We start from the raw sequence: 25,508 nt of genomic DNA on the forward strand, positions 1-25,508 counted from the left end.
CTTTTTTGGGCTGCTCACTGGCTCTAACAGCGAAATTTCAAGCTCCTCTTTCTTTGAATCCTTCTATGTTTAATTCATCAATCCCTCTCTCAGGCGCAAAGGTTTTAGTAACTGGGGCAAGTGGCTTTATTGGTCGGCATCTCTGTCAGAGACTTCAGGCGTATCAAGTAGAAGTTTACGGTGTCTCTCGCGTTGAACAATCTTCCAGTTCTGCAATTCGGTGGTTACAGGGAGATGTCGCGAACTTCGAGGATATGCGGCGAATTATTACCCAGGTAAAACCGGATGCTATTTTTCATTTAGCAGGTCATGTCACTGGCGCACGCGGAGTTGATGCGGTCGTTTCTACATTGCAAAGCCATCTTGTTAGTACAGTAAACTTGTTGACGCTAATGGCTGAATTTAGCGGACGGAGAATTGTGTTAGCAGGATCGTTAGAAGAACCCGATGCAGGGGAAGATCCGATTCCGTCCTCGCCTTATGCTGCTGCAAAATGGTCAAGCAGTGCTTATGCTCAAATGTTTCAGCATTTGTATCAGTTACCGATCGTCAGAACGCGCGTGTTTCTAGTGTATGGACCTGCACAAATGAATTTTGACAAGTTAATTCCCTATGTTACACTCTCTTTGCTAAAAGGAGAAGCCCCGAAGCTCAGTAGCGGTCAACGCCAGATCGATTGGATTTACGTCGAGGATGTAGTTGAAGGTCTGATTGCAGCAGCACAAGCGCCAGGGGTAGAAGGCGATATGTTTGATCTTGGCTCTGGAACATTAACGCCGATCTCTAGTGTTGTGCATCACATCAATCAACTGGTCAATCCTAGCATTCAGCCTTTATTTGGAGCCTTACCTGAGCGACCGATGGAACAAGTCCGCATTGCTAACATAGAGTCTTCAGTTACAAAGCTTGGCTGGCAGCCTAAAGTCTCTCTAGAAGAGGGGTTAGCGAAAACGGTCGAGTGGTATTCCAATTACTACAACAATCCTGCTTGTTGTACAAGTTGAATGATGTCTTTGTCGTTCGTTCTAAACAAAGAGCGTTTCACACCGATTTTATTTTGCATTGATAGCGCCAATATTGAGAATCGCTAGGCTGTTTCAGGTGCTTGTGCAGTGCTAGCAATGTATTATAGCAGCGTGAAGTTTAATGGTTTAGGGTATCACGCTTCTCTTCCAGCGTTAGCTTTAGAGTTGGATTCATCTTCGCGCATCATGTTAGCAAACTTCAACGATACGGTCACTCAATTTATTCTTAAAATCAAGCTATCATTTGGTCAGCACTCATTCAATTCCATGCACCAAAGCCAACTGTTTAATCGAACTCGTCTGAAACTCGCAGCCTGGTATGCAGGCGTGATGGGATTAATTTTAAGCGGTTGTGGAATTGCTATCTATCTTCATTTAGCACAGGTGCATTGGACTGCGATCGACGATGAAATCGAAACTCTCGCAGGAACATTACACGATAGCTTAGAGCCGATCCTAGACAAACCGGGAGAACTGAGTGATCGCGTTGAGCAGGTTTTACCCGGTCTCTGCCGCAGTCAGACTGCATGTAAAACGCCGCCACCGTCGTCACATATTCACGTCTTAGGAGTCAGTACTCAAGATTTGTACTACATTCAGTTTCTTAATCTCTCTTTGCAGCGCATAGGAACAGTGAATACCCCTCCACAAGCCACACCTCAAGTTCAAACGCAACCTTGGCGAACGATTGTTGACAATCAAGGACAACGCTACCACCAGGTTTCATTACAATTAAAAACTTCAACCGGACAGTCTTGGGGATATTTACAGGTAGGACGAACGCTCGAAAGCTATGATGATCATCTACAATCCCTGAAAATCTTCTTTTTGTTAGGAACGCCGATCGCGATTCTAGTAATCGGTGCAGCAAGTTGGGGACTGGCAGGAATCGCGATGCGTCCAGTGTATGACTCTTATCAACAGATTCAACAGTTTACTGCTGATGCTGCTCACGAACTGAGAACGCCGCTTGCAGCAATTCAAGCCACGGTTGAGGCAACATTAGAGACAACGCCACTGAGCTTATCTGAAGCACAAGGGACATTGCAAACGATCGAACGACAAAATGCAAGGCTTTCTCAACTCGTGCAAGATTTACTCATGTTGTCCCGCATGGATCTCAAAGTTTTTCCGATCAAGCGTCAGGTGGTTTGCCTCAATGATGTTGTGCAAGATTTAGTCGAAGAGTTAGCAGCATTTGCGCTTTCTGCTCACATTACACTGAAGCTACAACTAACCGTTCATCAACCCGTGAATATCATCGGCGATGAAGAGCAACTTTACCGACTGGTTACCAATCTCATCACAAACGCAATTCAATACACCCCTTCTGAAGGGACAGTGACTGTTCGATTGTCGGTTGAAGATCAAACCGCACTGATTCAGGTGCAAGATACAGGGGTCGGAATTGCCGCAGAAGATCAACCGCGTGTGTTCGATCGCTTTTATCGTGTCAGTTCAGATCGCTCTCGACACACAGGCGGTGCAGGACTTGGACTTGCAATTGCTCAAGCCATTGTAGATGCACATCACGGAAAGATTCAAGTTCAGAGCCAACTAGGAAAAGGAAGTCAGTTTACAGTTCAGCTTCCACTAAAAAATTCACGCAGCTAGTCAGGAAAATCGCGCTTTCTCAAATCTTCGTGAAATTCCGGGCATTTGGTCAATTGAATTTTGAGCATTGCTTTGATTCAATTTCATCAGCATCAAAACTGGCTGATGCCGATGAAATTGGTCGGTTAGACAATTTCCATCAGTAATTGCTTCATCGTTTTTGTCGCGACTCGCCAGTTTAGACGAGTTTCATGCTTCTAAAGAGTTGGATGATCAAAACCGTTGCCTTGCCATTCGAGAGAGGTAGGAGCGATTGCACTTGTTAAACCGAAGAAAAATTAAAAAATCAAAGCGATCGCCAAAATCGCGCTAAACTAACAGACACGATCGGTTCTGATGGGGAGCAGCCGTCAGAAGTAAAGGGGAAAGTTTGGTGCAAGTCCAACGCTGTCCCGCAACTGTAAATCAGTCATGAATTCGAGATTGATCAGCCAGGATGCCCGCCGATTTACTTCACGTTCCAATTCATCTGCGAGGTACAGAATGATTACTCGATCGCATTCGTCTTTTTCTCAACGAGCCGTTTGCTTCACGCTGTCTAAGCCCGTACAAGCAACGCTCTATGTTTCGCTTTGTGCTTTAATTCTCTGGACAGTCTACTTCACTACATATCCAGCGGCTCATGACAAGGTGCATTCTCTTCGACATCGCACGCTGATGGTTTCTTGTCATTAACAATACTTGTGAGGTCGTAATGCCAAAATTAAAGCTTTCTGCGTTCATTAGCGCGACTTGCCTAATGAGCTTGATGTTCTATGGAGTGACGGGATTCTCTCAGACTCCACGATCAACGATTCGCCTAACAACTGATCCGTCCATTTCCCAACTCGCTCCATTTGAGGCAGAAGCGGAAACCCATAAACCGCCTGCCCGTCTCACACTCGAAGCGATCGATGCAAACGGTCAACCTTTGACCAATGCCAAAATCCGTATACAGATTCTCACACCGTCTAAAACTCCCTGGTTTACGACAGACTTTCCGATTGTTGAAGGTACAAAGCTATTAGATATCGATGCGATCGCGCCCCAAGGCAAAGTGCAGCTTCAGCAGACCTTCCCGATTCGCGGCACTTACCAGCTATTAGTTAATGTGACTCCACAGACCGCCAATGCTTTTACACCTTTTCAGCAAACTCTAACGCTCTCGATTCCTGAGAACTGGATTAAGTATCGCAATTTCGCCATTTTAGCCGCTGTCCTACTCATCGTTGGATTAGTGGGCGGCTGGATCATCGGCGGACGGCAATTGATTCAGCCTGGAGAAATTGCGCCACAACGGGTTCGATTGTTGCTGAGTGGGGCAGTAATTGTTGCGATCGCAGCGCTTCTCTATGTCAACGTCAGTGCAGAAATGGCACAGTCCGGGATGTCGATGCCAATGTCGCACATGGCTGAAACTGCTCCGAAATCAGATGCTTCAGCCGTCAGACAAGTTCAAGGACTTGAGATGCGATTAACCGGAGACAAAAGCGCGATCGTCGGTCAGCCTGCTCGCTTGCAAGTGAACGTGATTGATTCCCAAACCAAGCAGCCTGTCTCAGATGTCCAGCTAAAAGTAACAACAACTCAGCTTGAAAACAACTGGAATGCCTTTGCTTATGAAGGGCTAAATGATACGACCGGACAATTTAGCTGGCAGCAGCAGTTTTTTGATGGTGCGCCACATAGAATTGAGGTAGAAGTTTTCCCTAGTTCTAACGCGATTCGGAAGTTTCAGCCCTTCCAAGTTGAGCAAACGATCGAAGTTGAAGGGGTAACACCTCCGCTTCAGGTTCGCTTGACTGGATTAGTCTATTTCACAGGGTTGATTGTTGTAGGTCTACTGGCTGGATTCGGCATTCGACGTAGACAGCAACTTCCATATTGACTACGTTGTTGGGGTTGGATTTGTGCTGGGATTCAAACTAAGAAGACAACGCACCCAACTCACAACACAGGTTTGAAGTCACTACCGCATCCTAAAATCATCCGATCGCCACTCATACAATCAAGCATTAAGTCCAGCAATCAGAACCGCAAAAAGAATTACGGACATCGTTTCTTTGCCGGAGCAGGAACGTCTAGGCTTCGTTGATTTTAATCTTGAATAAACGCATGGCATTGAGTGTTACTAGCAAGGAAGATCCCATGTCTTCAAAGACTGCGATCGGGAGTCCAATCACACCCAAAACTCCCAGAATGATGAATGTAGCGTTCAGAACTAGGGCAATAGCAATACTTTGTTGAATTACTAATAGGGTGCGACGGCTAAGGTTAATAGCATCACCTAAACGTCTTAAATCATTTCCAACCAATACGACATCAGCCGCCTCCAGCGCCACGTCAATCTTACCAACTGCAAAACTAACATCGGCAGCAGAAAGAGCAGGCGTATCATTGATGCCGTCTCCAACCATGCCCACAACACCAGAGCGACGTAGCTTGTAAATAGCTTGCAATTTATCTTCAGGCAGCAATTCAGCCTGGTACTCCTCAATGCCAACTTCATGAGCAACCTGTCTTGCTACCGCAGAGCGATCGCCTGTAAGCATTACCAGTCGTTTGAGTCCAATGCGTTTGAGTAGACGTACTGCTTCTGCGGATTCAAGTCGGATTCCATCTGCCAAGGCGATCGCCCCAACTAATCCTTGTTGTGTTCCGATTAACACTGGAGTCTGACCTTGAGATTCAATTTCAGCTAACAGCGATTTAGCGGCTGCTGAAAGCTCAATGTTCTGCTCCTCAAACAATCGGCGATTGCCTACAAAATAAACAGCCTGTCCAAACTTCGCCCAAATTCCTTTACCAGGAACAGCAGTAAACGATTCTGGAGCTTCCAGATCTAATCCTTGCGCCATTGCCGCAACAACGATCGCTTTTGCCAGCGGATGCTCTGACTGTTGCTCCAGTGAGGCAGCAATGAGCAACACCATGTTGGCACTCATAGAACCTAGATGCTGCACCTTCTGCACCACTGGTAGCCCTTGAGTAATCGTGCCTGTTTTATCAAAGGCTAATGTTGTGAGCCGTCCGGCAGTCTCTAGTGCATTTCCACTCTTAAACAGTACGCCTTGACGAGTGGCGGCTCCGATCGCGCTAATGAGTGAAACAGGCGTGGCAATCACTAAAGCACAGGGGCAGGCAATGACAAGCAACACCAGCGCTTTGTAGAACCAGGGCTGAAATGGTTGGGCAAATAGAAGCGGCGGAATCAGTGTGATGCCAGCCGCGAGAGCCAAAACGATTGGGGTGTAGATGGCAGAGAAGCGATCGACCCATTGCTGAATGGGCGCACGACTTTCTTGAGCCTCTTCAACCAAATGAACAATCCGAGCAACAGTTGTATCGCTAGCCGTATGCGTGACTTCAACTTCTAAAAACCTGGTCTGATTCAACGTTCCTGCAAACACTTGATCCCCTTTCTCCTTATTTTCTGGCAGGGATTCTCCAGTAATCGGAGACTGATCAACTGCACTCAGACCAGATATGACAACACCATCAAGCGCAATGCGCTGACCAGGGCGAATGGTTAAAATTTCCCCAATCTGAATCCTTGCAACTGGAACAGAGACCTCTTGCCCACTCCGCCTCACTGTTGCGGTTGCAGGAGTCAGATCCATTAAGTCTCGAATGGCGTTGCGGGTCCGACCGAGTGTGAAATTTTGCAGCGTCGTTCCGAGCGCAAAAAGAAAAATGACGAGTGCGCCCTGCAACCACTGATTCAAAATTGCTGCCCCGATTGCTGCTAAAGTCATGAGCAGGTTCATATCGGCTCGACGCAGTTTGAGCGCAATCCAGGCTGCTCGGAGAATAGGCACGATCGCAATCATCAAACTAATCGCATAAAATCCCTGAGCAACTAACGGGAGTGACAGTAGCCGTTCTGCAATCCATCCTAGTAGCAATCCAATACCACTCAAAACAACTGTTTGTCCTCGGCGAGTTTTGAGCCAGAATTGCCACCCACCCAAATCAGAGTTGCGAGATGGCAAACAATCAGCCGAGTTTACGATTGTACCGTCCGCATCAGCAGATGAATTTGCTGTCCGATCTATTTCGACTGTGTAGCCTAAATCTGTAACGCGCTTAGTGATGTCGATTTCACTGACTTGTTGCGGGTCGTAAATTACATTTAACCGTTCTGAAGCGAAGTTAACCGTTGCTTCAGTGACTCCTGACAACTGTTGTAAATTTGCGGCAATGGTTCTAGCACAACCACCGCAGTCCATGCCGCTGACCTGTGCTTGTAGCGTTTGAGTCGATGGTACTTGAACTTGCGTGGTCTGATTTGGAATAGGTTCAATGGTGTAACCCAATGCAGTAACACGATCACGAATAGCGGTTTCATTCACCTGCTGCGAGTCGTAAGTGACGCTGAGCCGTTCTGTGGCAAAGCTGACTTTCGCTTCAGTGACTCCGGGAAGTTGCTGCAACGTCGCTTCGATCGTCTTAGCGCAACCGCCACAGTCCATGCCACCGATCTGTGCCTGTAGAGTTTTCAGTACTGAAGCTGAGTTCATCTTGGCAGCCCTTCAAAATCGTGTTTTTATTGAGGTCAAACGTATCAGCAGATGCTGATATGTAATATATTATCAGTCAGTGATACATTGATGATGTATCACTGACTGATAATATGTCATGGTCTAAACTGCGCCAGTAAGCAAATGACTACCTGCACTCGAACGGCAGATCTGAAGGCGAAACTCTTTCGAGGATTCTCTGATCCCTCTCGTCTGTCCATCCTGAACACCCTGCGGAGCGGTCCGCTGACAGTGAGCGAAATCGTTCACCAGACGGGACTTAGCCAATCCAATGTGTCTAATCATCTCAGTTGCCTGCGCTGCTGTGATCTAGTTATACGCGAGCAGCAAGGACGGTTTATGTACTACGAGCTTGCCGATGTGCGAATTGCGAAGCTTTTAGACTTAGCGGATGAATTGCTGGCAGACGTAGCGAAAGGCGTTCGTCAATGCTCTCACTATGAATCTTCATCAGCAAATAAATTGAGTCGGTGCTCAAGCGATTGAAGTTAACTGCTCAACGCCTACTTCATTTTTTCTTCCCTAACGATGAGATGTAAATGTTCTACATCCTAAATTCATTGCTGGTTATGTCCTTTGATAGCAGGAATCGCGTCGATTGGGGCAGTGATGACGGCTTGTGTCAGCATGACTATTTTTGCGATCGCTCCCCTACTCATGCGATTGCTGGAGCAAAAGCAACTCCATTTTTAGGTCTTTTCCAAAAGGACTTAAGTGGTCAAAGCAGCCTAATTACAAAATCGAGTGAATCTTAATACTGAGTCAAGAGATAGAGGTATACCGCCTGGTCGATGGCTATAAGTTTCATAAAACCTGAGCATCTGCTAATCCACTCCACTTACAAACTTTAATGGCTGAAACTAATCAAAGTGCGTTAATTTGTGGAATTATGAAAGAAATATGAAAAGAAGGAATTATGGATTTGAGCCTCAAGCGGCGATCACTCATTGGAGGTAGTGTATTGGGTGTTGGGGCATTACTGGGTAAGCTTCTGCCCGATAGTGTCTTTGCCCAAACTCCCACTTCTGCGGACACTAGTACACCTTCAGGTCATTCTGCCCCTGTGCATGGAGGCAGTATGACGATGGGAGATGTGGACAATTCCCGTAATGGGTTTGAACCACAAGCTATTTTGACAGATTGGGAGGTAGGAAAAGTCTCGCGATTGCCTGATGGCAGAACGTTGCGAGAGTTTGAAATATCAGTTGCAGAACGGGAAGTTGAGATTGCCCCTGGAGTCATTTATCCTGCCTGGACATATAATGGGCGTGTTCCAGGTCCAACCCTGCGAGTGACAGAGGGCGATCGCGTCCGGATTCGCTTCAAAAATCCAGGTGTTCATCCACACACGCTTCATTTTCACGGCATTCACTCAGCACGGCAAGATGGTATTCCTGGTACGCTCGAAGCATATCCTAATCAGGAAGTAGTTTATGAGTTTGATGCCAAACCCTTTGGTTGTCATCTCTATCATTGTCACTCTGCTCCGTTCAAACGGCACTTACACAAGGGACTCTACGGCGCGTTTATTATCGATCCTGACCCTAAACGACATCCTGACCAACCAGAAAAAGCTCAGTCTCGGTTACTTGGCAGCCCACAAAATGCGAAGTGGCAGGAGTTTCTGATGGTGATGAATGCGTTTGATACCAATTTTGATGACGAAAACGAATTCTATGCTATCAACACGATTCCCCATGAATTCATGAAACGCCCGATTCGGATTGAGCGCGATCGCCCAGTACGAGTGTATTTGATCAATGTCACTGAGTTTGACCCGATCAACTCTTTCCATCTCCACGGAAACTTTTTTGATTACTACGACCACGGCACTACGTTAACACCAACGCTGCGAACAGTTGATACGGTCATGCAATGCCAAGCCCAGCGAGGCATTCTGGAATTTACTTTTCAGGAGCATGAACCAGGTATTTATATGTTCCACGCCCACCAGTCAGAATTTTTGGAACTCGGTTGGATGAGCGCGTTTGAGGTGGTGGCATGAAAAAGACGTTGCTTTGGATCGTCTTGCCGCTCGTTGCACTGGCGATCGCGATCGGAGTATTTCTCTCTAGCAATCCACTTGAACCCTTGGGAGTTTCAGCCCCTCCGATTGAGAAGCTTACCGTAGAGCGAACGCTGCTCGATGATAATGGCATTTCTTTATTCGTGAGAGCTAGTGGTTCAGAACCGATGCAAATTGCCCAAGTTCAGGTTGACGGAGCTTATCGGAACTTTACCCAAACGCCACCAGGAGAATTACCTCGATTGCAAACAGCTTGGATTAAATTGCCCTACCCTTGGGTGCGCGATGAAACGCATCATATCCGGTTCATCACCAATACGGGAATAGGATTCGATCATGAGATTGCCGTTGCTGTACCAACGCCGCAAATTTCGTTGAGTCGCATTTTGGCGTACGCACTGCTGGGGATATATGTAGGAGTCATGCCTGTCGCTCTGGGAATGCTGTTCTACCCAGCCTTGAAGCAGTTGGGCGGACAGGGAATGAAGTTCATTTTGGCACTGACCGTTGGCATGTTGGCATTTCTTCTCGTAGACACGCTGGAAGAAGGATTAGAACTTGCAACAAAGTCGGCGAGTGCTTTCTCCGCCAGTGCGCTTGTTTGGCTGGTTGCTATCATCTCGTTCCTTGCAATTTTGGCGATCGGCAGACGAAGTGGCAATTCTCCAGAAGGAAAGGCACTTGCAAGTTATCTAGCATTGGGAATTGGCTGGCATAACTTGGGGGAGGGATTGGCAGTTGGCACTGCCTTTGCATCCGGAGAAGCGGCACTTGGTTCGCTGCTCGTCGTTGGGTTCACCCTGCACAACATTACAGAGGGAATCGGAATTGCTGCGCCTCTAGTTGATACACGTCCTAAATTCACGACATTCCTCAGTTTAATCGCCTTAGCAGGACTGCCTGCTGTGATTGGTACTTGGATTGGAGCCTTCACCTTTTCGCCTCACTGGGCAGCCGTTTTCTTAGGAATTGGAGTCGGAGCGATCCTGCAAGTGATGGTGGAGGTTGGAGCATATCTGATGCGGACGGCTCATCGATCCGGTAGCCATTGGCTCTCAACCGTCAGCCTGATTGGATTTATTTTAGGTCTAGCAATTATGTATGGAACTGCTCTTCTCGTTAATTTCTAATATCTGAATCGCGACGCTTCTTTCAGATAATAGAACTGCATTGCTACTAAACCAAGATTGGATGGCTTTGTCACAAACGGCAGAGTGTCTGAGTTAACAGAACAACATGAGAATAGATTAAAGGATGCTACTTAGCTTGGGTTAATAGAAAAGAATTTCAGCCGCGAAACACGCGCTCCCAGTTAACGAAAGGGCGGTCAAACAAGGTTTCCAAAAGACCTCGTTCCTCTGCTGTAATGCTTGACTGGCGAAGGATCTAAAAACTTATCGATCTACTGAGTCTATTTCTTTCTCCAGTTAGGCAATCTTCAAAGCGTCAAGCATTTATTCCGACCGCTCCATTCCGGTGTCAGACTGCTTTGTTTTGAAATAGGTTTCCATCACTTGACGAACCATCGGTGCAGCGATCGCGCCACCTCCACCCCCCGCATTTTCGGCAAAGGCGACGACGACGATTTCAGGTTTATCGCTCGGTGCATAAGCTCCAAACCAGGCGTGAGTAGGACGTGGCGGGTCTTCGGCTGTGCCACTTTTACCCGAAACGGGTGGCAGCCTCGTTTCGTTCAGTGCTTGTCCTGTTCCTTTACTGACGACACTTCGCAATCCTGCTTGTAAAACCCGAAGCGTCTCAGGCTTGAGGTTGAGTGATTTTTTTTGCTGTCGTACTGAAATTGCCGGATTCTTTTTAACCAGAAAAGGTTGAACGCGGTAGCCTCCATTGCCTACGGCTGCGAACATGATAGCAGCCTGAAGCGGCGTTACCTGCATCATTCCTTGACCGATCGAGGTATTGATCGTGTCCCCGGCATACCATCTTTCTTTCAGTTGCTTTTGTTTCCAATCTGGGTCAGGCACGAACCCATGTGCTTCTTCTGCTGATAGTTCAACTCCTGTATTCTGTCCCATTCCAAATCGTCTTGCCCAGTCAAGAATGGGTGAAGCTCCTATTCCGACGGCTACCTGACTGAAAAAGGTGTTGCTGCTCCAAGCCAGTGCATCTACAAATCCTACTCGCCCAAATCCCGATCGATTCGATTCCCAAATCTGGCTACCGCCGATCGAAAGATAAGGATAGGTATCCAGAACGGTATTCGCACTATATTTGCCGGACTCCAATGCCGCGATCGCGGTGATCACTTTGAAGGTGCTGGCAGGCGGATAGGCTTGCAATGCCCGGTTGACGAAGGGAAACTGTTTTGCTTGAAGTTGTTGCCACGCTTGCGGGCTAATCCGCTTAGTAAATAGATTGGGATCAAAATCAGGACGGCTCGCCATTGCTAACACTTCACCAGTGTTAGGGTTGAGTGCAACAATCGCACCAACGCGATCGCCTAATGCCGTCTCTGCTGCTTTCTGCAACTCTAAATCCAGCGTGAGTTGAATTTCTTGACCCGGTTGAGCAGGTTTATCAGCCAACTTCTTAATAATTTGCCCAACTCCATTCACTTCAACTTGCTGCCCTCCCTGTTGCCCCCGAAGTTGTAATTCATAAGCCGCTTCAATGCCTGCTTTACCAATCAGATCGCCAAAATGATAGTCCTGATTCTGACGAGCTTTCATCGTCTCAGCATCAATTTCACCCACATATCCCAAGACATGAGCCGCTAATGTTCCATTTGGATAGACGCGCATCAAATCCTGCCGCACCTCAACGCCTTGAAAATTGCTGAGTTGTTCCTTAATTCGAGTCACTTCAGCGGCATTAATTCCTCGTTTCACCACAACAGCCCATTGAGAACGATTTGCCGCTTGCTTTAAGTGTTGCTGAAGGGTATCTGTCGTAATGTCCAGAACTTTAGAGAGGCGACTCAGAATCGTATTCCATTCGGCTGGCTTGTGAGCAGACGGTTGAAGCGCTACTAAATAGGAAAGCTTGCTTCCTGCTAAAATTCGACCTTTACGATCTAAGATTCTTCCTCGTTCTTCTCGTGTAGAAATTAGTCGAACCCGATTCTGTTGGGCAAGTTGAGCATAGTACTTTCCTTGAACAATCTGTACATAGAATAAGCGACCGCCTAAACCGCCCAACAGAATGAGTGCTGTCAGCAACATTAGAATCACTGCCTTGCGTTTGCGTCGGATAGCAGTCTTTTGGACTCGTGAATGAACCCAATCAAATCGACGAGTCGAAGACGATAGAAACTTAGTCATACAAACTTGCTGAGATTAAATCACGATCCTATAAGCAGCGATGCTGAAATCATCTTGGTTGTGTAAATACGTATGCTTTAAGTCCAGTACTTGAGGCGCAAGCTTAGTGCGATCGCACTGAGAAACAATAGCCCCATGCCCCCCGCGAGTGGATTACGATCGATCCCTGTCACCCAAACAGGAACTCGATCCAAGTATCGCACCCAATTCCCCACATTGATGATGTAGTAGCCCCAGACCAAACCTGCATGAAGCCCGATCGCATATCCCAAGCGTCCCTGATGAAATTGCCTCGCCCAGCCGAGCGTTAGACCCAGTAGCAACAATCCCGGAAAGCTAGGCAGCGTTCGCAGAATTTCTGACCAGGGTTTAATGAAGTGAAAGGAAGCATAAGCTGTACTGCTCATCCATATCGCAAGTTGTGGGCGATAGTTCCATCGCAATTCATTGACCAGCCAACCGCGAAAAAGTAGCTCCTCTGCCAGTCCTACACCGAATGCGACGAGTAACCCTTCTAAGATGATTCTGAGTAAGTTTTGCGGAATTGGTTGCCATTCAATCCAGCCGATTGCGCCTTCTACTAAGAACAAGCAAAACAGGCTCACGACTCCAATAACTATCCCTTTCAATAGCTCTCGCCAATTCTGCCGAGTTCTCAGTAATCCGTGCTGCTGAAGCGGGCGAGTATCTTGATGAACCGTTCGCCCCCAGATCCAGAGCAATCCGACAAATTCGGCATAGAGTGCCAGAACTGTAATGATGCTGATGGTGTTGTTTGTGCCCCAAATCCAGTAGATGGGCAGCGCGATCGGCAACCATAGCCCTAGCAATGTGATGACAAAAATTGCTAACCTTGCAGATACGGGATAACGAGCAATACGGGGCGACAGGTATAATACGGACATTCGGTTAATGCTCTATACATTGCCTAAGCAGATTGATGCCGCAAAATTCGCAAGCTATCTTTAATCAGTGAAATTGTACTAAAACAAATCAGCAAGGCGACGAGTAAACCGATTGCCGCATCCACCCAGACCCAATTCAAGAAATAAACCGCTAAAGCTGCAACCATTACCCCAATTGAACTCGCGGCATCTGCAACGCCATGCAAAAACACGCCGCGCAGATTCAAATCATGATGATGGTCGTTTTGTAGAAGATAGAGACTCAAACCGTTGATGATCAAACTTAGCGCTGCTGCACCCAGTAAGGGTAAGCCCAATACAGGTTCAGGCGCTTGGAGATGTTCGATCGCTTCCCAGCCGAGAAGCATTGCAACGATCGCTAAACTGACTCCATTCAGCAAAGCAATCCAAGCCTCGATCCGTCTATTTTGATTGACTACGGTTTGAGTTGTCGATCGACGTTTTGTGAGCCAGGTTGCAAGTAGCGTCAGCCCTAGCGTAATTAGGTCTGAGAATAAATGCCCTGATCCTGCTAGCAGCGATAGGCTATGGCTCCAAAGTCCGGCTCCTAGTTCAACTAGAAAAAGCCCACTGCGTAAACCAAACACCCACCAGAGGCGTTTTACCTTTTGCTGCTGTTGATTTTCAGTTGTATTTAGAGTATTCAAGGGTCTAATTAAGGCGAGGGCTTTACGTTCTGAAAATTACGTGCGCCTTGGTAGCCCGACAGTCGAGCGAGTTCCTCTAAAGATTGTGTTCCAGAAACTGTCTGACCGTTTACTTTCCAAGTCGGATATCCTTTCACACCTTCTGCTTGACAGACATCAGGCTGAGGATTCTTCCCTTTCGGATCACATTCAACGTAATTAATCTGGTTAAATGCTTCTTTGCCAAAAAGCTGTTTTTGGTCATGGCAGTGAGGACACCAAAACGCGCCATACATCTTGGCTCCTACCTGTTTAAGATGAGCCGCTAAAGCCAGTTCAGCCGCACCGGATGAAGTCGTGATTGGTGAACCTGCTTCTCCTGGAATGGCGCGATCGGCAATTTCAGGATTCTTCACTCCTGCATAAACGCCCATTGTTCCAATTAAAACAACCATTGCGACAACAATTCCACTGAAAAAGAGTTGTCCTACATCCTGCCAATCGCGACCGATGATCGACACCACAAACAAACTAAATGATAGGAAAGCAGAACCCACGCAGTACACACAAACGGCTTTGATCTCGAATGCAATCAAGTACATTAAGTAGCCGCTAAAAATTGTCATTGCCGTTGCACCCATAAACAGGAATAACCCTGTCCAGTTTTCGAGTTTCGAGCGCAAGGTCTTATCTTTTTCGGGATTGATTAACAAAGGCGCGATCGCAAACCCGATCATGCTGACATACGCTAAGAACCCGTACAACGCTAACGGTAATCCAAACACAGTTGCATAGGGACTGGATAGAACAATGTCACATCCATTCGTCGGGCAAGCCGTCGAACTTTGAGAGAATTTGACGATCGTTAAATAACCCGTCACGACGGCTCCGATCGTTGCCAGTCCTGCCATGATGAAGCGTGACCAGCGATAAATCCAAGGGGTCGATCGTTTACGCGGCATAAAGCTTTAAACCTCCTGATGTCAATAAGTTTGGGATGAAAAGAAAAGCTTTTCGTCCCAGTAAAGCAAACTGTGTTATCTCACAACCCGGTTCGCATTGAGAACGGCAAGTAGCGCCACGCCCACATCGGCAAATACCGCTTCCCAGAGGCTTGCGAGTCCAAATGCACCCAGAATGATAAAGAAGCCCTTCACTGCCATCGCTAACACAATGTTCTGAATTACAATTCGGTGAGTCTTGCGTCCGATTTGAATGGCTTCAGCAATTTTGGATGGAGCATCGGTCATGATTACCACATCCGCCGTTTCGATCGCGGCATCTGAGCCAAGTCCACCCATTGCCATCCCCACATCTGCCCGCGCAATCACTGGAGCATCATTGATCCCATCTCCCACAAAAGCGACTTTTCCTTTACCAGATTCACGTAAGATTTGCTCGATCGCTTCGACTTTCCCTTCAGGTAAAAGTTCCGCTCGATAGCCGCTCAAGCCTAGTTGTCTCGCCACACCATCGGCAACGCTTTGATTGTCGCCTGTCAGCATAATTGTTTTTTCAACGCCGATTTTTCTCAGCGATCGAATTGCCTCGACTGCATCTTCTTTTAGCTCATCTGCAATAATGATACGACCTGCATAAGTACCGTTAGCAGCTAGATGCACAACTGTTCCATCAACTTGACAGACATCGTGAGCAATGTTTTCACGGTGTAGTAGACGATCGTTGCCTGCAATCACAAGCTGATTGCCAACTTTTGCTTGGATTCCATGCCCTGCAATTTCTTTGTAGTCTTGAACTTGAGACTCACCGATCGCTCGACCATAAGCTGTCCGAATCGACTGAGCTACCGGATGATTTGAATGGGATTCTACTTGGGCTGCAAGGGCTAGTAACTTCTCTTCGGTAAAGCCATTCTTTGGAATAATTTGAGTGACTTTAAACACACCTTGAGTCAAAGTCCCTGTCTTGTCAAACACAACCGTATTCACGGCTGCAAGTGTGTCTAGATAAGTGGAGCCTTTGACTAGCACACCTCGTTTTGCTGCACCCCCAACGCCGCCAAAATAGCCGAGTGGAATACTAATTACCAATCCACATGGGCAGGAAATCACCAGCAAAACCAAAGCATTGTAGACCCAACGGAAGCGATCTGCATCAGTTGGATTGTTCATAAACAATGGCGGAAGGATTGCCACTGCCAATGACAAGAACACTACGATCGGTGTGTAGATTTTGGCAAACTTACGGATAAATTTCTCGGTTTCGGCTTTCTTGCTGCTGGCGTTCTCGACTAGCTCTAAAATTCGAGCGATCGACGATTCGCCAAACAGCTTTGTCGTTCTGATCGTGAGTACACCCGATTGGTTAATCATGCCTGCTAGAACCGTTTCGCCAGGTTTAACAGTACGTGGAACCGATTCACCTGTCAGCGCAGAGGTATCAACCTGCGAATTGCCGTCTAAAATTTCACCATCAAGCGGAACCTTCTCTCCAGGCTTGACCAGAATCATATCGCCAACTTTGACGGATTCTGGAGAAACTTGTCTCACTTCTCCGTTGATCTTCAAATTTGCGGTATCAGGACGGACTTCTAACAACGCGCTAATTGATTTGCGCGATCGACCCACCGCAGATTCTTGAAACAGTTCCCCAATGCGGAAGAATAGCATCACCGCAACCGCCTCCGGCAATAGATGAATCGCGATCGCGCCTAGCGTTGCGATCGTCATCAGGAAATTCTCATCAAAGACTTTCCCTTTCAGAATATTGCGTCCAGCACTACTCAAAACGCCCCAACCGCTCAAGAGATACGCCGGAATCAAGACAGCATATTCCGCAATTGAATAGGGCGTATTGTGCAATTGTTGCTCGAAGATAAAGCCAATTAAGAACAGAACAACCACGATCGCAGTAACGATGATTTCCTGCTTGAGATCCCCACCGCCATGACTATGATCATGGTCATCATCGTCGTGACTGTGGCTATGACGGTCGTCGTGGCTATGTCCTGCGGTGTGGTCATGAGCCGTTTTGCGCGGCTGATGATCGTGGTGGTCGTCGTGACCGCAGCAGCTTGACTGAGTTGGTTTTCTTGCTTTCATTGAGTCTCCTTGGTGAGTGTGTTTTTGAATGTCTGAACAAAAATTCAGATGTTTCGTAAAAAAATCAACGGGTTAGGCTTCAGAGTGAGAAAGATGCGCGTGAACCTCTTGATAAAGATTCAGAACATGATGATCTGCCAAACTGTAGTAAACGTTGCGTCCTTCTTTGCGATAGTTCACCAGGCGGGTTGCCCTGAGAACTCGCAGTTGATGGGATACCGCCGACTCACTCATCTTCAGCACTGCTGCCAAATCACAAACGCACAGTTCTTGCTTTGCTAAAGCTGACAGCAATCTCAATCGATTCGGATCGGCTAACACACCGAAAAATTCCGCCATATGTTGCGCTTGGGTCATGGTTAGTAAACCCGGCTGAACTTGACGAACCTGATCGAGATGTACGACTGGAACTTCGCAATTCAGAAGCTCGGAAGATTGAGAAAGGTTACTCACGGCGGCTGACCTAGAATCAATTTAATATCTGAATAAATATTCAGATATTGGTTTAATAATATAGTCCAGATTACGATCGCAGATCAAGCTTTTTACGCAATTTCTGAACTCGATTCTGTTGCCATAATTTCTCTGCTCAAGTTAGACAAAAATTTCATCAGCGTTTCATCCCTACTGATTAAAGTAGAAATATCGCTGCACTGATTCAGGCTATCGCCTCAGCGCAGTTGTCACTCCTCACACACCCTACTGAGAAAGCCTGAGCTTGTAGTTTCTAGCCTTCAGGCTTTCTTCATTCATCGACTTCTTTGAAGGTAGCAAGCGGAAGCAAGAATTTCTGGTAGTCTATCCACCTAACGCTCTAAAGCCTGACTGGAGAACAATGGATCTATTGTGGAAGCTTGTTAACTTCTCATTTATCCCTGCCGTCATCATGCTTCTCGCGGGTGGTATAGCTACGGTTCGCATTCCGGGACAAAATCTACGGAGCGCAGTCTTACATTTTGCAGCAGGGGTTGTTTTTGCGGTCGTCTCAGCGGAATTTATTCCGGATTTAGTTCATGAGCATAAAATCGCAACGACCGCGATCGGGTTTACGCTTGGAACCGCTTTGATGTTAACCATTCGCTCTTGGACAAGTCGAGCCGAATCCGCCGAAAAAGGGCAAGCCGGACGGCTACCAAGTGGTTTTTTGATGGCAACTGGAATCGATTTAGCGATCGATGGGTTAATGTTGGGCATCGGGTTTGTCGCAGGCGCAAAAGAAGGCATTCTGCTTACGGTTGCACTGACGATCGAGTTACTGTCACTGGGAATTGCAACAACTGCAAATTTAACTGGAAAACGCATCCCACAGCGAAAGACGCTGATCGTACTTGCGGGTTTGAGCCTGCTGTTTGTGCTGAGTGCAGTGACCGGAGGATTGTTATCTCAAGCGTTTACCGGGGTAGCATTAGCAGGCTTAATTGCGTTCGGAACCGCAGCGCTGTTGTTTCTCGTGACAGAAGAGTTACTGACTGAGGCACACGAAATCGAAGAGTCACCGTTATTAACCGCAACCTTCTTTGCTGGCTTTCTGATGATCTTCTTACTGGAAATGCTAACGAAGTAATATTTGCTATCTACAGGAAATCAGGCTTTTGAAATTCGATGCAACCAGATAAAATCTTCGCCTTCTGGAGAACATTTCGACTGAATCAACTCGTTTGAGTAGTGCAAGTTTTCTCCACTGAGATCGTTGCGATATCCCGATTCTGTCCATTCTCCATAGGGGTCATTTACCCAAAATCCGGTTTCGTCATAGCCCCGAATCACAATAATGTGACCGAAACTCGTGAAATAGCCATGAACGATGCAAGGTTTACCTTCCGCGATCGCTTTACGAATATCGTACAAGCTGCCGCGACTGGTATAATCAACTTTCAGCCTATACGCTTCACCCAGTTTGATCAAATCTAACGGCTCATGACGCGATAGATTGTGATCTTCCATGTACTGATACAGTTCGTCTTCGAGCTGTACAAAACTGTCGCTCTGTCCTTTTCGCTGCCAGTATACCATTGCCATCGCATAACAGGTCACATTGCAAGCTCCCATCGGGTTTAGCTCATTGTCAATCTGACTTTTGTACAGCACATTCAACGTTTTCCGCGTCGGCAGTTTTACTCGCTCTGGCTGAGGCTTGGGCGTTTCAATTTGAATCGGAATGAGCGTCCCCTGATTATCAATCAGTTGCGCGTGTTCGACAAATACATACCATTCGTTACTAGCAGGGTTGCCGATCGCTTGTTCCAAAATCGCAATCTTTAAATGTTTCGGATCGACTGGCTTCCAAGAATGCAGTTCAAAGGTTTGACCTGCGGGGACAGAAACTTTCTTAGTGTCGGGGAGTTGACTAGAACTTGCAGTGGATTGCTTAAGAATTGTATTCTGTAGAATTTTGAGTTTCATTGTTTTATCTCGATTTACGCTTTTGAAATTCGATGTAGCCAGAGGTAGTTCGATCCTTCCGATGAGCATTTCGATTGAATCAATTGATTCGAGTAGTGCAAGTTTTCGCCCGATAAATCGTTGCGATAGCCCGATTCAAACCATTCCCCAAATGGGTCATTCACAAAGAAGCCTTTTTGGTCATAGCCCCGCACCACAATAATGTGACCGAAACTGGTGAGGTAGCCGTGAACGATGCAAGGCTTTCCTTGCGCGATCGCTCGTCGAATGTCCATCAAACTACCCCGCAGCGTGAGATCGACATTCAATCCATACTCACGCCCCATTTCCGCTAAATCTCCTGGATCATGACGTGAAAGATTACGGCTTTCTAAGTAACGATACAGTTCATCTTCAAATTGCACCGCATTGGTACGCTTTGGAATCTTAAAATAACGCATCACCATCGCATAACAAGTGACGTTACAAGCTCCCATTGGATTGAGTGCATTGTTAAGCTGAGTGTGATAAGGCACATTCAATAACTTTGTTTTCGGTAGTCCAAGTCCTAAATCTGGAATTCTAGGAAGCTGGTTTGCTGTCTGGGGTGTAACAATCGTGCCGCGTGAATTTATAAGCTGGACGTGCGGTGTGTATACTGTCCAAGTATTTTGAGGCGGATTTCCTAGAAATTCATCCAGAAGCGCAATCCGAAGATGATTTTTCTCGATCGCTTTCCAAGAATGAATTTCAAACTCAGTTCCGGCTGCGACAGCACCTTTCGATTGGGCTGGAAGTTGAGCCGAATTTGCGGTCGATTGCTTAAAGAAGGTGTTTTGGAGAACTTTGAGTTTCATGGTTCGATGCTTGACTGCCTGAATAGATACCAACTGACTAATCCAGATTTCCCAAACATTGCTGTACTTTCTCGATCGCAATTTCTTTTTACTAAAGCTAGCAAAACTTGGAAAATTTCATCCTATTTTCATTGGTGCTTGCTATCTTCCCGCCTGTAGTAAGCTTTGAACAAGGCTCTAATCTACGTTTGTAAAAGAATTACGATGTCACACAACCACTCTCACAGCGTCACGAGCTACAATCGCGCTTTCATGATCAGTGTTGCCTTAAACACTACCTTTGTCATCATTGAAGCTGTCTATGGCATTATTGCGAATTCATTAGCACTCTTAGCAGATGCAGGGCACAATCTCAGCGATGTTTTAGGATTACTCCTAGCTTGGGGAGCAAGTCTTTTAGCTCAACGGCAACCGAGTACACGATATACGTTTGGATTACGTCGATCGTCAATTCTGGCAGCGTTCGCGAATGCAGTCTTTCTCTTTATCGTGTCAGGTGGAGTCGGGTGGGAAGCAATTCAGCGATTTCGTGATCCGGCTCCAGTTGAGGGAGATACAGTGATTATCGTAGCAGCGATCGGAATTGCGATTAATACAATTAGTGCCTTGATGTTTTTGTCAGGGCGAGAGCGCGATTTGAATATTCGCGGCGCTTTTTTGCATTTAGCGGCGGATGCGGGCGTGTCGCTGGGAGTTGTACTAGCAGGAATTGCGATCGTATTGACAGGACAGCAACGGTTTGATCCAGCCACGAGCTTGATTGTGACGATCGTCATTGTCGTCAGCACTTGGCAACTCTTTCGCGATGCCTTGAGTTTGATGACCGATGCAGTTCCCGCAGGCATTGAACCTTTAGCCGTGCGAACCTATCTTTTAGAGCGTCCGGGCGTTACCGGAGTACACGATCTGCACATCTGGGCAATGAGTACGACAGAAACAGCATTGATGGCTCATTTAGTCATACCAAATGGTCATCCAGGCGATGCCTTCTTAGCTGAAATTTATCATGACCTGCATGAAAATTTCAGCATCGAACACGCAACGATTCAAATTGAGTTGGGAGATTCAGGACAGCCCTGTGCGCTCGCGCCAGAGAATGTAGTTTAGTCAAAATTGGAATGGAGATCGCATCATCGCACTCAACTAAACACTCTTACCGCTCAGTCGTTTCACCTCATTAGTTCACAGTTAACCTGAATTTGCTTCATTTTTTCATTATTATTTCATTCCCAACCGTCATTATTGAAGATATAGAACATGACATTAACACCTGTTCTATTTTATTTGCGCTGTGAATCAAACAAGTGATTCCCCCGCTTATTCTTTGGTGATTTAGTCAGGACACTAGGAGCTTTATGATGAAGAGATTTGTTTTTGGTGCTGCTCTAGCGATCGGCATCGTATCCTTCGGTGCAGTTGCATCTGCGAATCCGCGCGGTGTTTCGGCTGGAACTACCGGACAGTCAGTAATGCGATCCTTCGAGACTAAGCAGCGTGACCAATCTAGTCAACAAGTCAACCCACAAAGCAACGCTAATCCAGATCAACCCTCATCTGTTTCTGCTGTTTCAACTCAACAGTTCGCTAAAGCCAGCCGTAGAGGTTCTTGCACACTGCGACCTGTAACCGCAGGAGGACAAGCAAAAGAGGCATTAGCCGCTGTGCAGGCTTGTCCGAATCAGTAGACAGATTCTCTCAAACGCTCACCCTTAAACTCTTTTACAACTTAGGAGAATGTTCATGAAACGGTTTCTTTCAGTTGCAACCGCCACGATCGTCCTGCTTGCTTTTGGTACTGCCGCTCAAGCTTCTAGCAATGCGAAAGTTCCTCATCTTGCGGGCAGCTCTTCTGATCTCAACAATGCTAAGTTTCAACCTGGAAACTACTCGCTGAAAGTTCATGTGATGGGACAAGAAGTTTCAGCTTTGATGGTTGAAGCACAAGACTCTGTTCGACTCAGCAAAAACATTCAAGTCTTTGACCAATTCAACAAGCCCATCGCTGCAACTGTTTCTATGAATGGACAAATGGCAACGATCACATTTGCTCAACCCGTTAAACCCGATACGAGTCTCAGAGTTGAATTGCGAAATGTTCAAAACCCCAATGCACTGCCGACGGCTTTCTTTTCAGTCAGTAGTCAGGTGGTTGGACTCGGTTCTGAAATCGCTTTAGGAACCACCCAAGTCACAACGCGCTATGGTCGCATCTAAAACGATCGTAAATTTCACAGTGTTTTCATCGTGATCGATCATAATGATTCCTTGAGACTGAGACTTGAACGAATCGAGGCTTAGGTCTCACACCAATTTTTATCTGAAGTTTCCAGCTTGGAGGCTTCAGATTTTTTGAATGTTTTTTGTCAGGTTGCTGCTTTGAGGCATTTTATGGAGACAGACCACACGATTTCTGATTCAATGCAGCTTTACTTGCGCGATATTGGTCGATTTCCCCTGCTCAGCGCGGCTGAAGAATTGCAATACGGTCAGCAAGTTCAAACTTTCATGCAACTTCAGCAGTTGAAAGCCACGATCGCGGATCAGTTACAACGAGAGCCGTCGATCGCAGAATGGGCAACCGCAGCAAAGCGAACTGAAACCGACCTCACTGAAGCGATCACGGTTGGAAATCAAGCAAAACGGAAACTACTTGAGTCAAACTTGCGATTTGTGGTGTCGATCGCGAAGCGCTACCAAAAGCGAAACGTTGACTTACTCGATCTGATTCAAGAAGGCTCACTTGGGCTAGAACGGGCGATCGAGAAGTTTGACCCAGCGAAGCAATATCGATTTTCAACCTATTCGTACTGGTGGATTCGACAGTCAATTACTCGCTATTTGGCTCTTCACTCGCGCACTCTGCGGCTTCCCACTCATGTGACCGAAAAGCTGAACAAAGTCAAAAAGGCTCAACGAACTTTATCACAGCAACTTAGACGGACTGCTACAGCTTCAGAAATTGCCCAGGAAACCAACTTATCACCGGAACAGATTCGAGAATACTTCATTGTTGCAAAGTATCCTCGTTCGCTTGATCAGCCGATTTCTAAGGCTCAGGAAGCAGTCTTACAAGATTTGCTCGAATCTGAATACGCTTCACCAGAGGAGGATTTAACCCGATCAATGCTGCAACAGGATATTCAATCTGCGCTCGATCGTCTATCTGAAAGAGAGCGAAAAATTCTCACCCTGCGATTTGGGCTGGTCGATGGAAAGGCTTTATCTCTTTCTCAAATCGGCATTCAGCTACATCTCAGCAAAGAGCGAGTTCGACAATTGGAGCGGCAAGCGCTTGGAGATTTGCGTCAGAGAGGGCACTTACAGCTTTACCTCATGTCTTGAATGTCAAGCGTATTTTTGCAGCACTTCTTTCAGAGGATTGGAACGAATTCCTTATATAACGACATCAAACTTCAAGTTTTTTCATCCTACTTTCATCGCACTGTGAAAAATTAGTTAAGTGAGGCTGCTTTTCCTTTGACCTTATCTGAGCGAGGACTCTCCATGAAATCGATTCGCCGTTCTAAATCCGTATTGTCGAGCGTAATTTTCAGCTTGCTCCTGGCAACGACACCCACAATGGTTCTAGCAGGTCCAGGACATGATCACGGCGCTGGTAGCTTCAAAGAAGACGCAACTCAGACGGGCGGAGCCGTGAAGGTGGATGGCGAAACGGCGAAGCGAATGGGATTAAAAGTAGAGCCAGTCACTCGTCAGCGATTACCGTTTGGCGTGCAAACGACTGGACAAATCGAGACATTGCCGAACAAGCGGGTTCAGGTGACAAATCCGACCGGGGGAACCGTGATTCGGATGTTCGCTCAGCCTGGAGACAAGGTACAAGCGGGACAAGCGATCGCACTCATTTCGAGTCCTGATTTAGCAACGTTGCGAACCGAAGCTCAGGACCGCAGAACTTCAGCCGTTGGGAGTGTGCAGCAAGCAGAGGCTGATCTGAGACTGGCGCAAAAGAATCTCGATCGACAAAGAGCGATCGCAGAAAAAGAAATTCAACAAGCCAGATCTTCGCTAGACTTTGCGCGAGAAAGTTACACCAAAGACCAAGAACTCGCGAAACAAGGTGCATTGCCGCAACGAAACGCGCGCGAATCTCAAACGAAATTGACGCAAGCACAGGCAGAATATTCGAGAGCCGAAAGTCGATTAGAGGTTTCAGAAGCACAAGCACAGTTAGAACGCGCTCAAGCAGCATTGGAAACAGCACGATCGCAAGTTGAACTGAGTGGTCAAACCTACGAGACTCGCTTACGTCAACTTGGTGCAAATGCGAATCCTGACGGCACGATTACGGTTACGGCTCCAATTTCAGGAACAGTTGCCAGTCGCGAAACGACACCTGGAGAATCCGCTCAAGACGCGGGGAAAGTCTTGATGACGATCGTGGATAGTCAAGCAGTGATGGCGAGTGCCAATGTCTACGAGAAGGACTTAGAGAAAATCTCCGAAGGTCAGCAGGTGCGGGTCACAGTAGCAAGTTTGCCGAACAAATCATTTACCGGACGGATCAAAACCATCGGCTCAACGGTTGAGGGTGAAACTCGTGTCGTCCCAGTTCGAGCAGAACTCGATAACTCCAGTGGAATGCTCAAGCCTGGAATGTTTGCTCAGATCGAAGTATTAACCGACAAAACTCCAGTTGCAGTGTTAGCGGTTCCCCGTTCTGCGATCGTCGAAGTCAACAAGAAAAACATGGTTTATGTTCAAAACGGCAATGACTTCAAAGCCGTTGATGTTGAGCTAGGACGAACCTCCGGCGATTGGGTCGAAATTACTAAAGGATTGTTTGACGGTGATATGGTTGTGACCCAACGAGCGAATCAGCTTCAAGCTCAATCGCTTCGGGGTGGCGGCGAAGCAGAAGGCGGACATAGCGACGAGAAAGCTCCTGAAACAACCAATTCTGCACTGCCGATTCCAGGTTGGGCAATGGCAGCAGGCGGCGGAGCCATTATGCTTGGAACCTTTTTGGGTGGAATGTATGTTGCAAGACGACGAATGCAGTCTATGATCGCTCAAACGCAACTTGCCAATACTCACGGCTGGGAGCATCCACAAATTATCGATGGAGAAGGTGGACATCCTGTGATTCCATTCAGAAAAATTGTTCACGATTCCGACGACAAGAATCAGCGAGAAGAAGCTTAATCCTTCATCCCTAACCCTTCAAA

The 25,508-nt window shown here is 46.9% G+C and carries 22 protein-coding genes and 1 riboswitch; of the genes, 13 read left to right on the forward strand and 9 right to left on the reverse strand.

The window, feature by feature from the left end:
* The first annotated feature begins 65 nt into the window (after positions 1-65).
* From LEPBO_RS0135050 to LEPBO_RS0135065, 4 genes are all read left to right on the forward strand, one after another.
* Positions 66-1,004, forward strand: coding sequence for an NAD-dependent epimerase/dehydratase family protein (locus LEPBO_RS0135050; RefSeq protein ID WP_144056480.1), 939 nt, complete (start codon positions 66-68; stop codon positions 1,002-1,004).
* Between the two features lie 117 nt (positions 1,005-1,121).
* Positions 1,122-2,639 carry a two-component system sensor histidine kinase RppB gene (rppB, locus tag LEPBO_RS0135055; protein ID WP_242049424.1) on the forward strand — a complete coding sequence of 506 codons (1,518 nt, stop codon included), beginning with the start codon at positions 1,122-1,124 and terminating at the stop codon, positions 2,637-2,639.
* Positions 2,640-2,950: 311 nt separating this feature from the next.
* Positions 2,951-3,101, forward strand: a riboswitch (cobalamin riboswitch).
* A 21-nt stretch (positions 3,102-3,122) separates the two neighbouring features.
* A complete protein-coding gene (locus LEPBO_RS41470; RefSeq protein ID WP_071596271.1) occupies positions 3,123-3,314 on the forward strand; it encodes a CbtB-domain containing protein in 192 nt (63 codons plus the stop codon).
* 19 nt (positions 3,315-3,333) lie between these two features.
* Positions 3,334-4,506: a hypothetical protein gene (locus tag LEPBO_RS0135065; RefSeq protein WP_026149158.1), complete on the forward strand. Its 1,173-nt coding sequence runs from the start codon at positions 3,334-3,336 to the stop codon at positions 4,504-4,506.
* Between the two features lie 193 nt (positions 4,507-4,699).
* On the opposite strand, the gene LEPBO_RS0135070 is transcribed toward LEPBO_RS0135065, so the two are convergent.
* Entirely contained in the window at positions 4,700-7,138 is a 2,439-nt protein-coding gene (locus LEPBO_RS0135070; RefSeq protein ID WP_017292266.1) for a heavy metal translocating P-type ATPase, read from the reverse strand.
* Positions 7,139-7,282: 144 nt separating this feature from the next.
* Here LEPBO_RS0135070 and LEPBO_RS39545 point away from each other — a divergent pair, with 144 nt between their 5' ends.
* The 3 genes from LEPBO_RS39545 (at position 7,283) to LEPBO_RS0135090 (ending at position 10,315) form a co-directional block, all read left to right on the forward strand.
* On the forward strand, positions 7,283-7,645 hold the full coding sequence (locus tag LEPBO_RS39545) for an ArsR/SmtB family transcription factor (protein WP_017292267.1): 363 nt from the start codon (positions 7,283-7,285) through the stop codon (positions 7,643-7,645).
* A gap of 430 nt (positions 7,646-8,075) precedes the next feature.
* The gene (locus tag LEPBO_RS0135085) at positions 8,076-9,164 is read left to right on the forward strand and encodes a multicopper oxidase domain-containing protein (RefSeq protein WP_017292269.1); all 1,089 of its coding nucleotides are present in this window, start codon (positions 8,076-8,078) and stop codon (positions 9,162-9,164) included.
* On the forward strand, positions 9,161-10,315 hold the full coding sequence (locus tag LEPBO_RS0135090) for a ZIP family metal transporter (protein ID WP_017292270.1): 1,155 nt from the start codon (positions 9,161-9,163) through the stop codon (positions 10,313-10,315). The genes LEPBO_RS0135085 and LEPBO_RS0135090 overlap by 4 nt, the downstream gene beginning before the upstream one ends.
* Before the next feature lie 324 nt (positions 10,316-10,639).
* On the opposite strand, the gene mrdA is transcribed toward LEPBO_RS0135090, so the two are convergent.
* The 6 genes from mrdA to LEPBO_RS0135120 all read right to left on the reverse strand — a co-directional run bounded on the left by mrdA (position 10,640) and on the right by LEPBO_RS0135120 (position 17,533).
* Complete coding sequence (gene mrdA / locus LEPBO_RS0135095; RefSeq protein ID WP_017292271.1) at positions 10,640-12,466, reverse strand: penicillin-binding protein 2; 1,827 nt, start codon at positions 12,464-12,466, stop codon at positions 10,640-10,642.
* A 77-nt stretch (positions 12,467-12,543) separates the two neighbouring features.
* Entirely contained in the window at positions 12,544-13,371 is an 828-nt protein-coding gene (locus LEPBO_RS0135100; protein WP_017292272.1) for a CPBP family intramembrane glutamic endopeptidase, read from the reverse strand.
* A 23-nt stretch (positions 13,372-13,394) separates the two neighbouring features.
* A complete protein-coding gene (locus tag LEPBO_RS0135105; protein ID WP_017292273.1) occupies positions 13,395-14,039 on the reverse strand; it encodes a cation diffusion facilitator family transporter in 645 nt (214 codons plus the stop codon).
* Positions 14,040-14,047: 8 nt separating this feature from the next.
* Positions 14,048-14,980 (reverse strand): vitamin K epoxide reductase family protein, encoded by a 933-nt coding sequence (locus LEPBO_RS0135110; RefSeq protein WP_017292274.1) that lies wholly within the window; start codon positions 14,978-14,980, stop codon positions 14,048-14,050.
* A 75-nt stretch (positions 14,981-15,055) separates the two neighbouring features.
* Entirely contained in the window at positions 15,056-17,080 is a 2,025-nt protein-coding gene (locus LEPBO_RS0135115; RefSeq protein WP_017292275.1) for a heavy metal translocating P-type ATPase, read from the reverse strand.
* Between the two features lie 72 nt (positions 17,081-17,152).
* Positions 17,153-17,533 (reverse strand): ArsR/SmtB family transcription factor, encoded by a 381-nt coding sequence (locus tag LEPBO_RS0135120; protein ID WP_017292276.1) that lies wholly within the window; start codon positions 17,531-17,533, stop codon positions 17,153-17,155.
* A gap of 382 nt (positions 17,534-17,915) precedes the next feature.
* Here LEPBO_RS0135120 and LEPBO_RS0135125 point away from each other — a divergent pair, with 382 nt between their 5' ends.
* Positions 17,916-18,644: a ZIP family metal transporter gene (locus LEPBO_RS0135125; protein WP_026149160.1), complete on the forward strand. Its 729-nt coding sequence runs from the start codon at positions 17,916-17,918 to the stop codon at positions 18,642-18,644.
* Between the two features lie 20 nt (positions 18,645-18,664).
* Here the strand turns inward: LEPBO_RS0135125 and LEPBO_RS39550 are convergent, their stop codons facing one another.
* Both LEPBO_RS39550 and LEPBO_RS0135135 read right to left on the reverse strand, forming a co-directional pair.
* Positions 18,665-19,483, reverse strand: a complete 819-nt coding sequence (locus tag LEPBO_RS39550) for a C39 family peptidase (RefSeq protein WP_017292278.1) — start codon at positions 19,481-19,483, stop codon at positions 18,665-18,667.
* A 14-nt stretch (positions 19,484-19,497) separates the two neighbouring features.
* On the reverse strand, positions 19,498-20,319 hold the full coding sequence (locus LEPBO_RS0135135) for a C39 family peptidase (RefSeq protein WP_036047277.1): 822 nt from the start codon (positions 20,317-20,319) through the stop codon (positions 19,498-19,500).
* Positions 20,320-20,523: 204 nt separating this feature from the next.
* Between LEPBO_RS0135135 and LEPBO_RS0135140 the strand changes: the two genes are divergently transcribed.
* The 5 genes from LEPBO_RS0135140 (at position 20,524) to LEPBO_RS39555 (ending at position 25,485) form a co-directional block, all read left to right on the forward strand.
* Positions 20,524-21,426 carry a cation diffusion facilitator family transporter gene (locus LEPBO_RS0135140; protein WP_026149162.1) on the forward strand — a complete coding sequence of 301 codons (903 nt, stop codon included), beginning with the start codon at positions 20,524-20,526 and terminating at the stop codon, positions 21,424-21,426.
* A 248-nt stretch (positions 21,427-21,674) separates the two neighbouring features.
* Positions 21,675-22,004, forward strand: coding sequence for a hypothetical protein (locus LEPBO_RS0135145; protein ID WP_144056481.1), 330 nt, complete (start codon positions 21,675-21,677; stop codon positions 22,002-22,004).
* A gap of 55 nt (positions 22,005-22,059) precedes the next feature.
* On the forward strand, positions 22,060-22,533 hold the full coding sequence (locus LEPBO_RS0135150; protein WP_026149163.1) for a DUF2808 domain-containing protein: 474 nt from the start codon (positions 22,060-22,062) through the stop codon (positions 22,531-22,533).
* Positions 22,534-22,707: 174 nt separating this feature from the next.
* Positions 22,708-23,661: a sigma-70 family RNA polymerase sigma factor gene (locus tag LEPBO_RS0135155; RefSeq protein WP_017292283.1), complete on the forward strand. Its 954-nt coding sequence runs from the start codon at positions 22,708-22,710 to the stop codon at positions 23,659-23,661.
* Between the two features lie 162 nt (positions 23,662-23,823).
* Complete coding sequence (locus LEPBO_RS39555; RefSeq protein ID WP_144056482.1) at positions 23,824-25,485, forward strand: efflux RND transporter periplasmic adaptor subunit; 1,662 nt, start codon at positions 23,824-23,826, stop codon at positions 25,483-25,485.
* The last annotated feature ends 23 nt before the right edge of the window (positions 25,486-25,508 follow it).

The organism is Leptolyngbya boryana PCC 6306 (genome assembly GCF_000353285.1).
GTDB classification, from domain to species: Bacteria; Cyanobacteriota; Cyanobacteriia; order Leptolyngbyales; family Leptolyngbyaceae; genus Leptolyngbya; species Leptolyngbya boryana.

Bases quoted from the DNA above. Each gene is read 5' to 3' on its own strand.
- LEPBO_RS41470 (WP_071596271.1), top strand. From the start codon at position 3,123: ATGATTACTCGATCGCATTCGTCTTTTTCTCAACGAGCCGTTTGCTTC.
- LEPBO_RS0135110 (WP_017292274.1), bottom strand. From the start codon at position 14,980: ATGCCGCGTAAACGATCGACCCCTTGGATTTATCGCTGGTCACGCTTC.
- LEPBO_RS0135155 (WP_017292283.1), top strand. From the start codon at position 22,708: ATGGAGACAGACCACACGATTTCTGATTCAATGCAGCTTTACTTGCGC.
- LEPBO_RS39550 (WP_017292278.1), bottom strand. From the start codon at position 19,483: ATGAAACTCAAAATTCTACAGAATACAATTCTTAAGCAATCCACTGCA.
- LEPBO_RS39555 (WP_144056482.1), top strand. From the start codon at position 23,824: ATGAAATCGATTCGCCGTTCTAAATCCGTATTGTCGAGCGTAATTTTC.
- rppB (WP_242049424.1), top strand. From the start codon at position 1,122: ATGTATTATAGCAGCGTGAAGTTTAATGGTTTAGGGTATCACGCTTCT.
- LEPBO_RS0135050 (WP_144056480.1), top strand. From the start codon at position 66: ATGTTTAATTCATCAATCCCTCTCTCAGGCGCAAAGGTTTTAGTAACT.
- LEPBO_RS0135115 (WP_017292275.1), bottom strand. From the start codon at position 17,080: ATGAAAGCAAGAAAACCAACTCAGTCAAGCTGCTGCGGTCACGACGAC.
- LEPBO_RS0135135 (WP_036047277.1), bottom strand. From the start codon at position 20,319: ATGAAACTCAAAGTTCTCCAAAACACCTTCTTTAAGCAATCGACCGCA.
- LEPBO_RS0135085 (WP_017292269.1), top strand. From the start codon at position 8,076: ATGGATTTGAGCCTCAAGCGGCGATCACTCATTGGAGGTAGTGTATTG.
- LEPBO_RS0135065 (WP_026149158.1), top strand. From the start codon at position 3,334: ATGCCAAAATTAAAGCTTTCTGCGTTCATTAGCGCGACTTGCCTAATG.
- LEPBO_RS0135140 (WP_026149162.1), top strand. From the start codon at position 20,524: ATGTCACACAACCACTCTCACAGCGTCACGAGCTACAATCGCGCTTTC.
- LEPBO_RS39545 (WP_017292267.1), top strand. From the start codon at position 7,283: ATGACTACCTGCACTCGAACGGCAGATCTGAAGGCGAAACTCTTTCGA.
- LEPBO_RS0135145 (WP_144056481.1), top strand. From the start codon at position 21,675: ATGATGAAGAGATTTGTTTTTGGTGCTGCTCTAGCGATCGGCATCGTA.
- LEPBO_RS0135150 (WP_026149163.1), top strand. From the start codon at position 22,060: ATGAAACGGTTTCTTTCAGTTGCAACCGCCACGATCGTCCTGCTTGCT.
- LEPBO_RS0135090 (WP_017292270.1), top strand. From the start codon at position 9,161: ATGAAAAAGACGTTGCTTTGGATCGTCTTGCCGCTCGTTGCACTGGCG.
- LEPBO_RS0135100 (WP_017292272.1), bottom strand. From the start codon at position 13,371: ATGTCCGTATTATACCTGTCGCCCCGTATTGCTCGTTATCCCGTATCT.
- mrdA (WP_017292271.1), bottom strand. From the start codon at position 12,466: ATGACTAAGTTTCTATCGTCTTCGACTCGTCGATTTGATTGGGTTCAT.
- LEPBO_RS0135125 (WP_026149160.1), top strand. From the start codon at position 17,916: ATGGATCTATTGTGGAAGCTTGTTAACTTCTCATTTATCCCTGCCGTC.
- LEPBO_RS0135070 (WP_017292266.1), bottom strand. From the start codon at position 7,138: ATGAACTCAGCTTCAGTACTGAAAACTCTACAGGCACAGATCGGTGGC.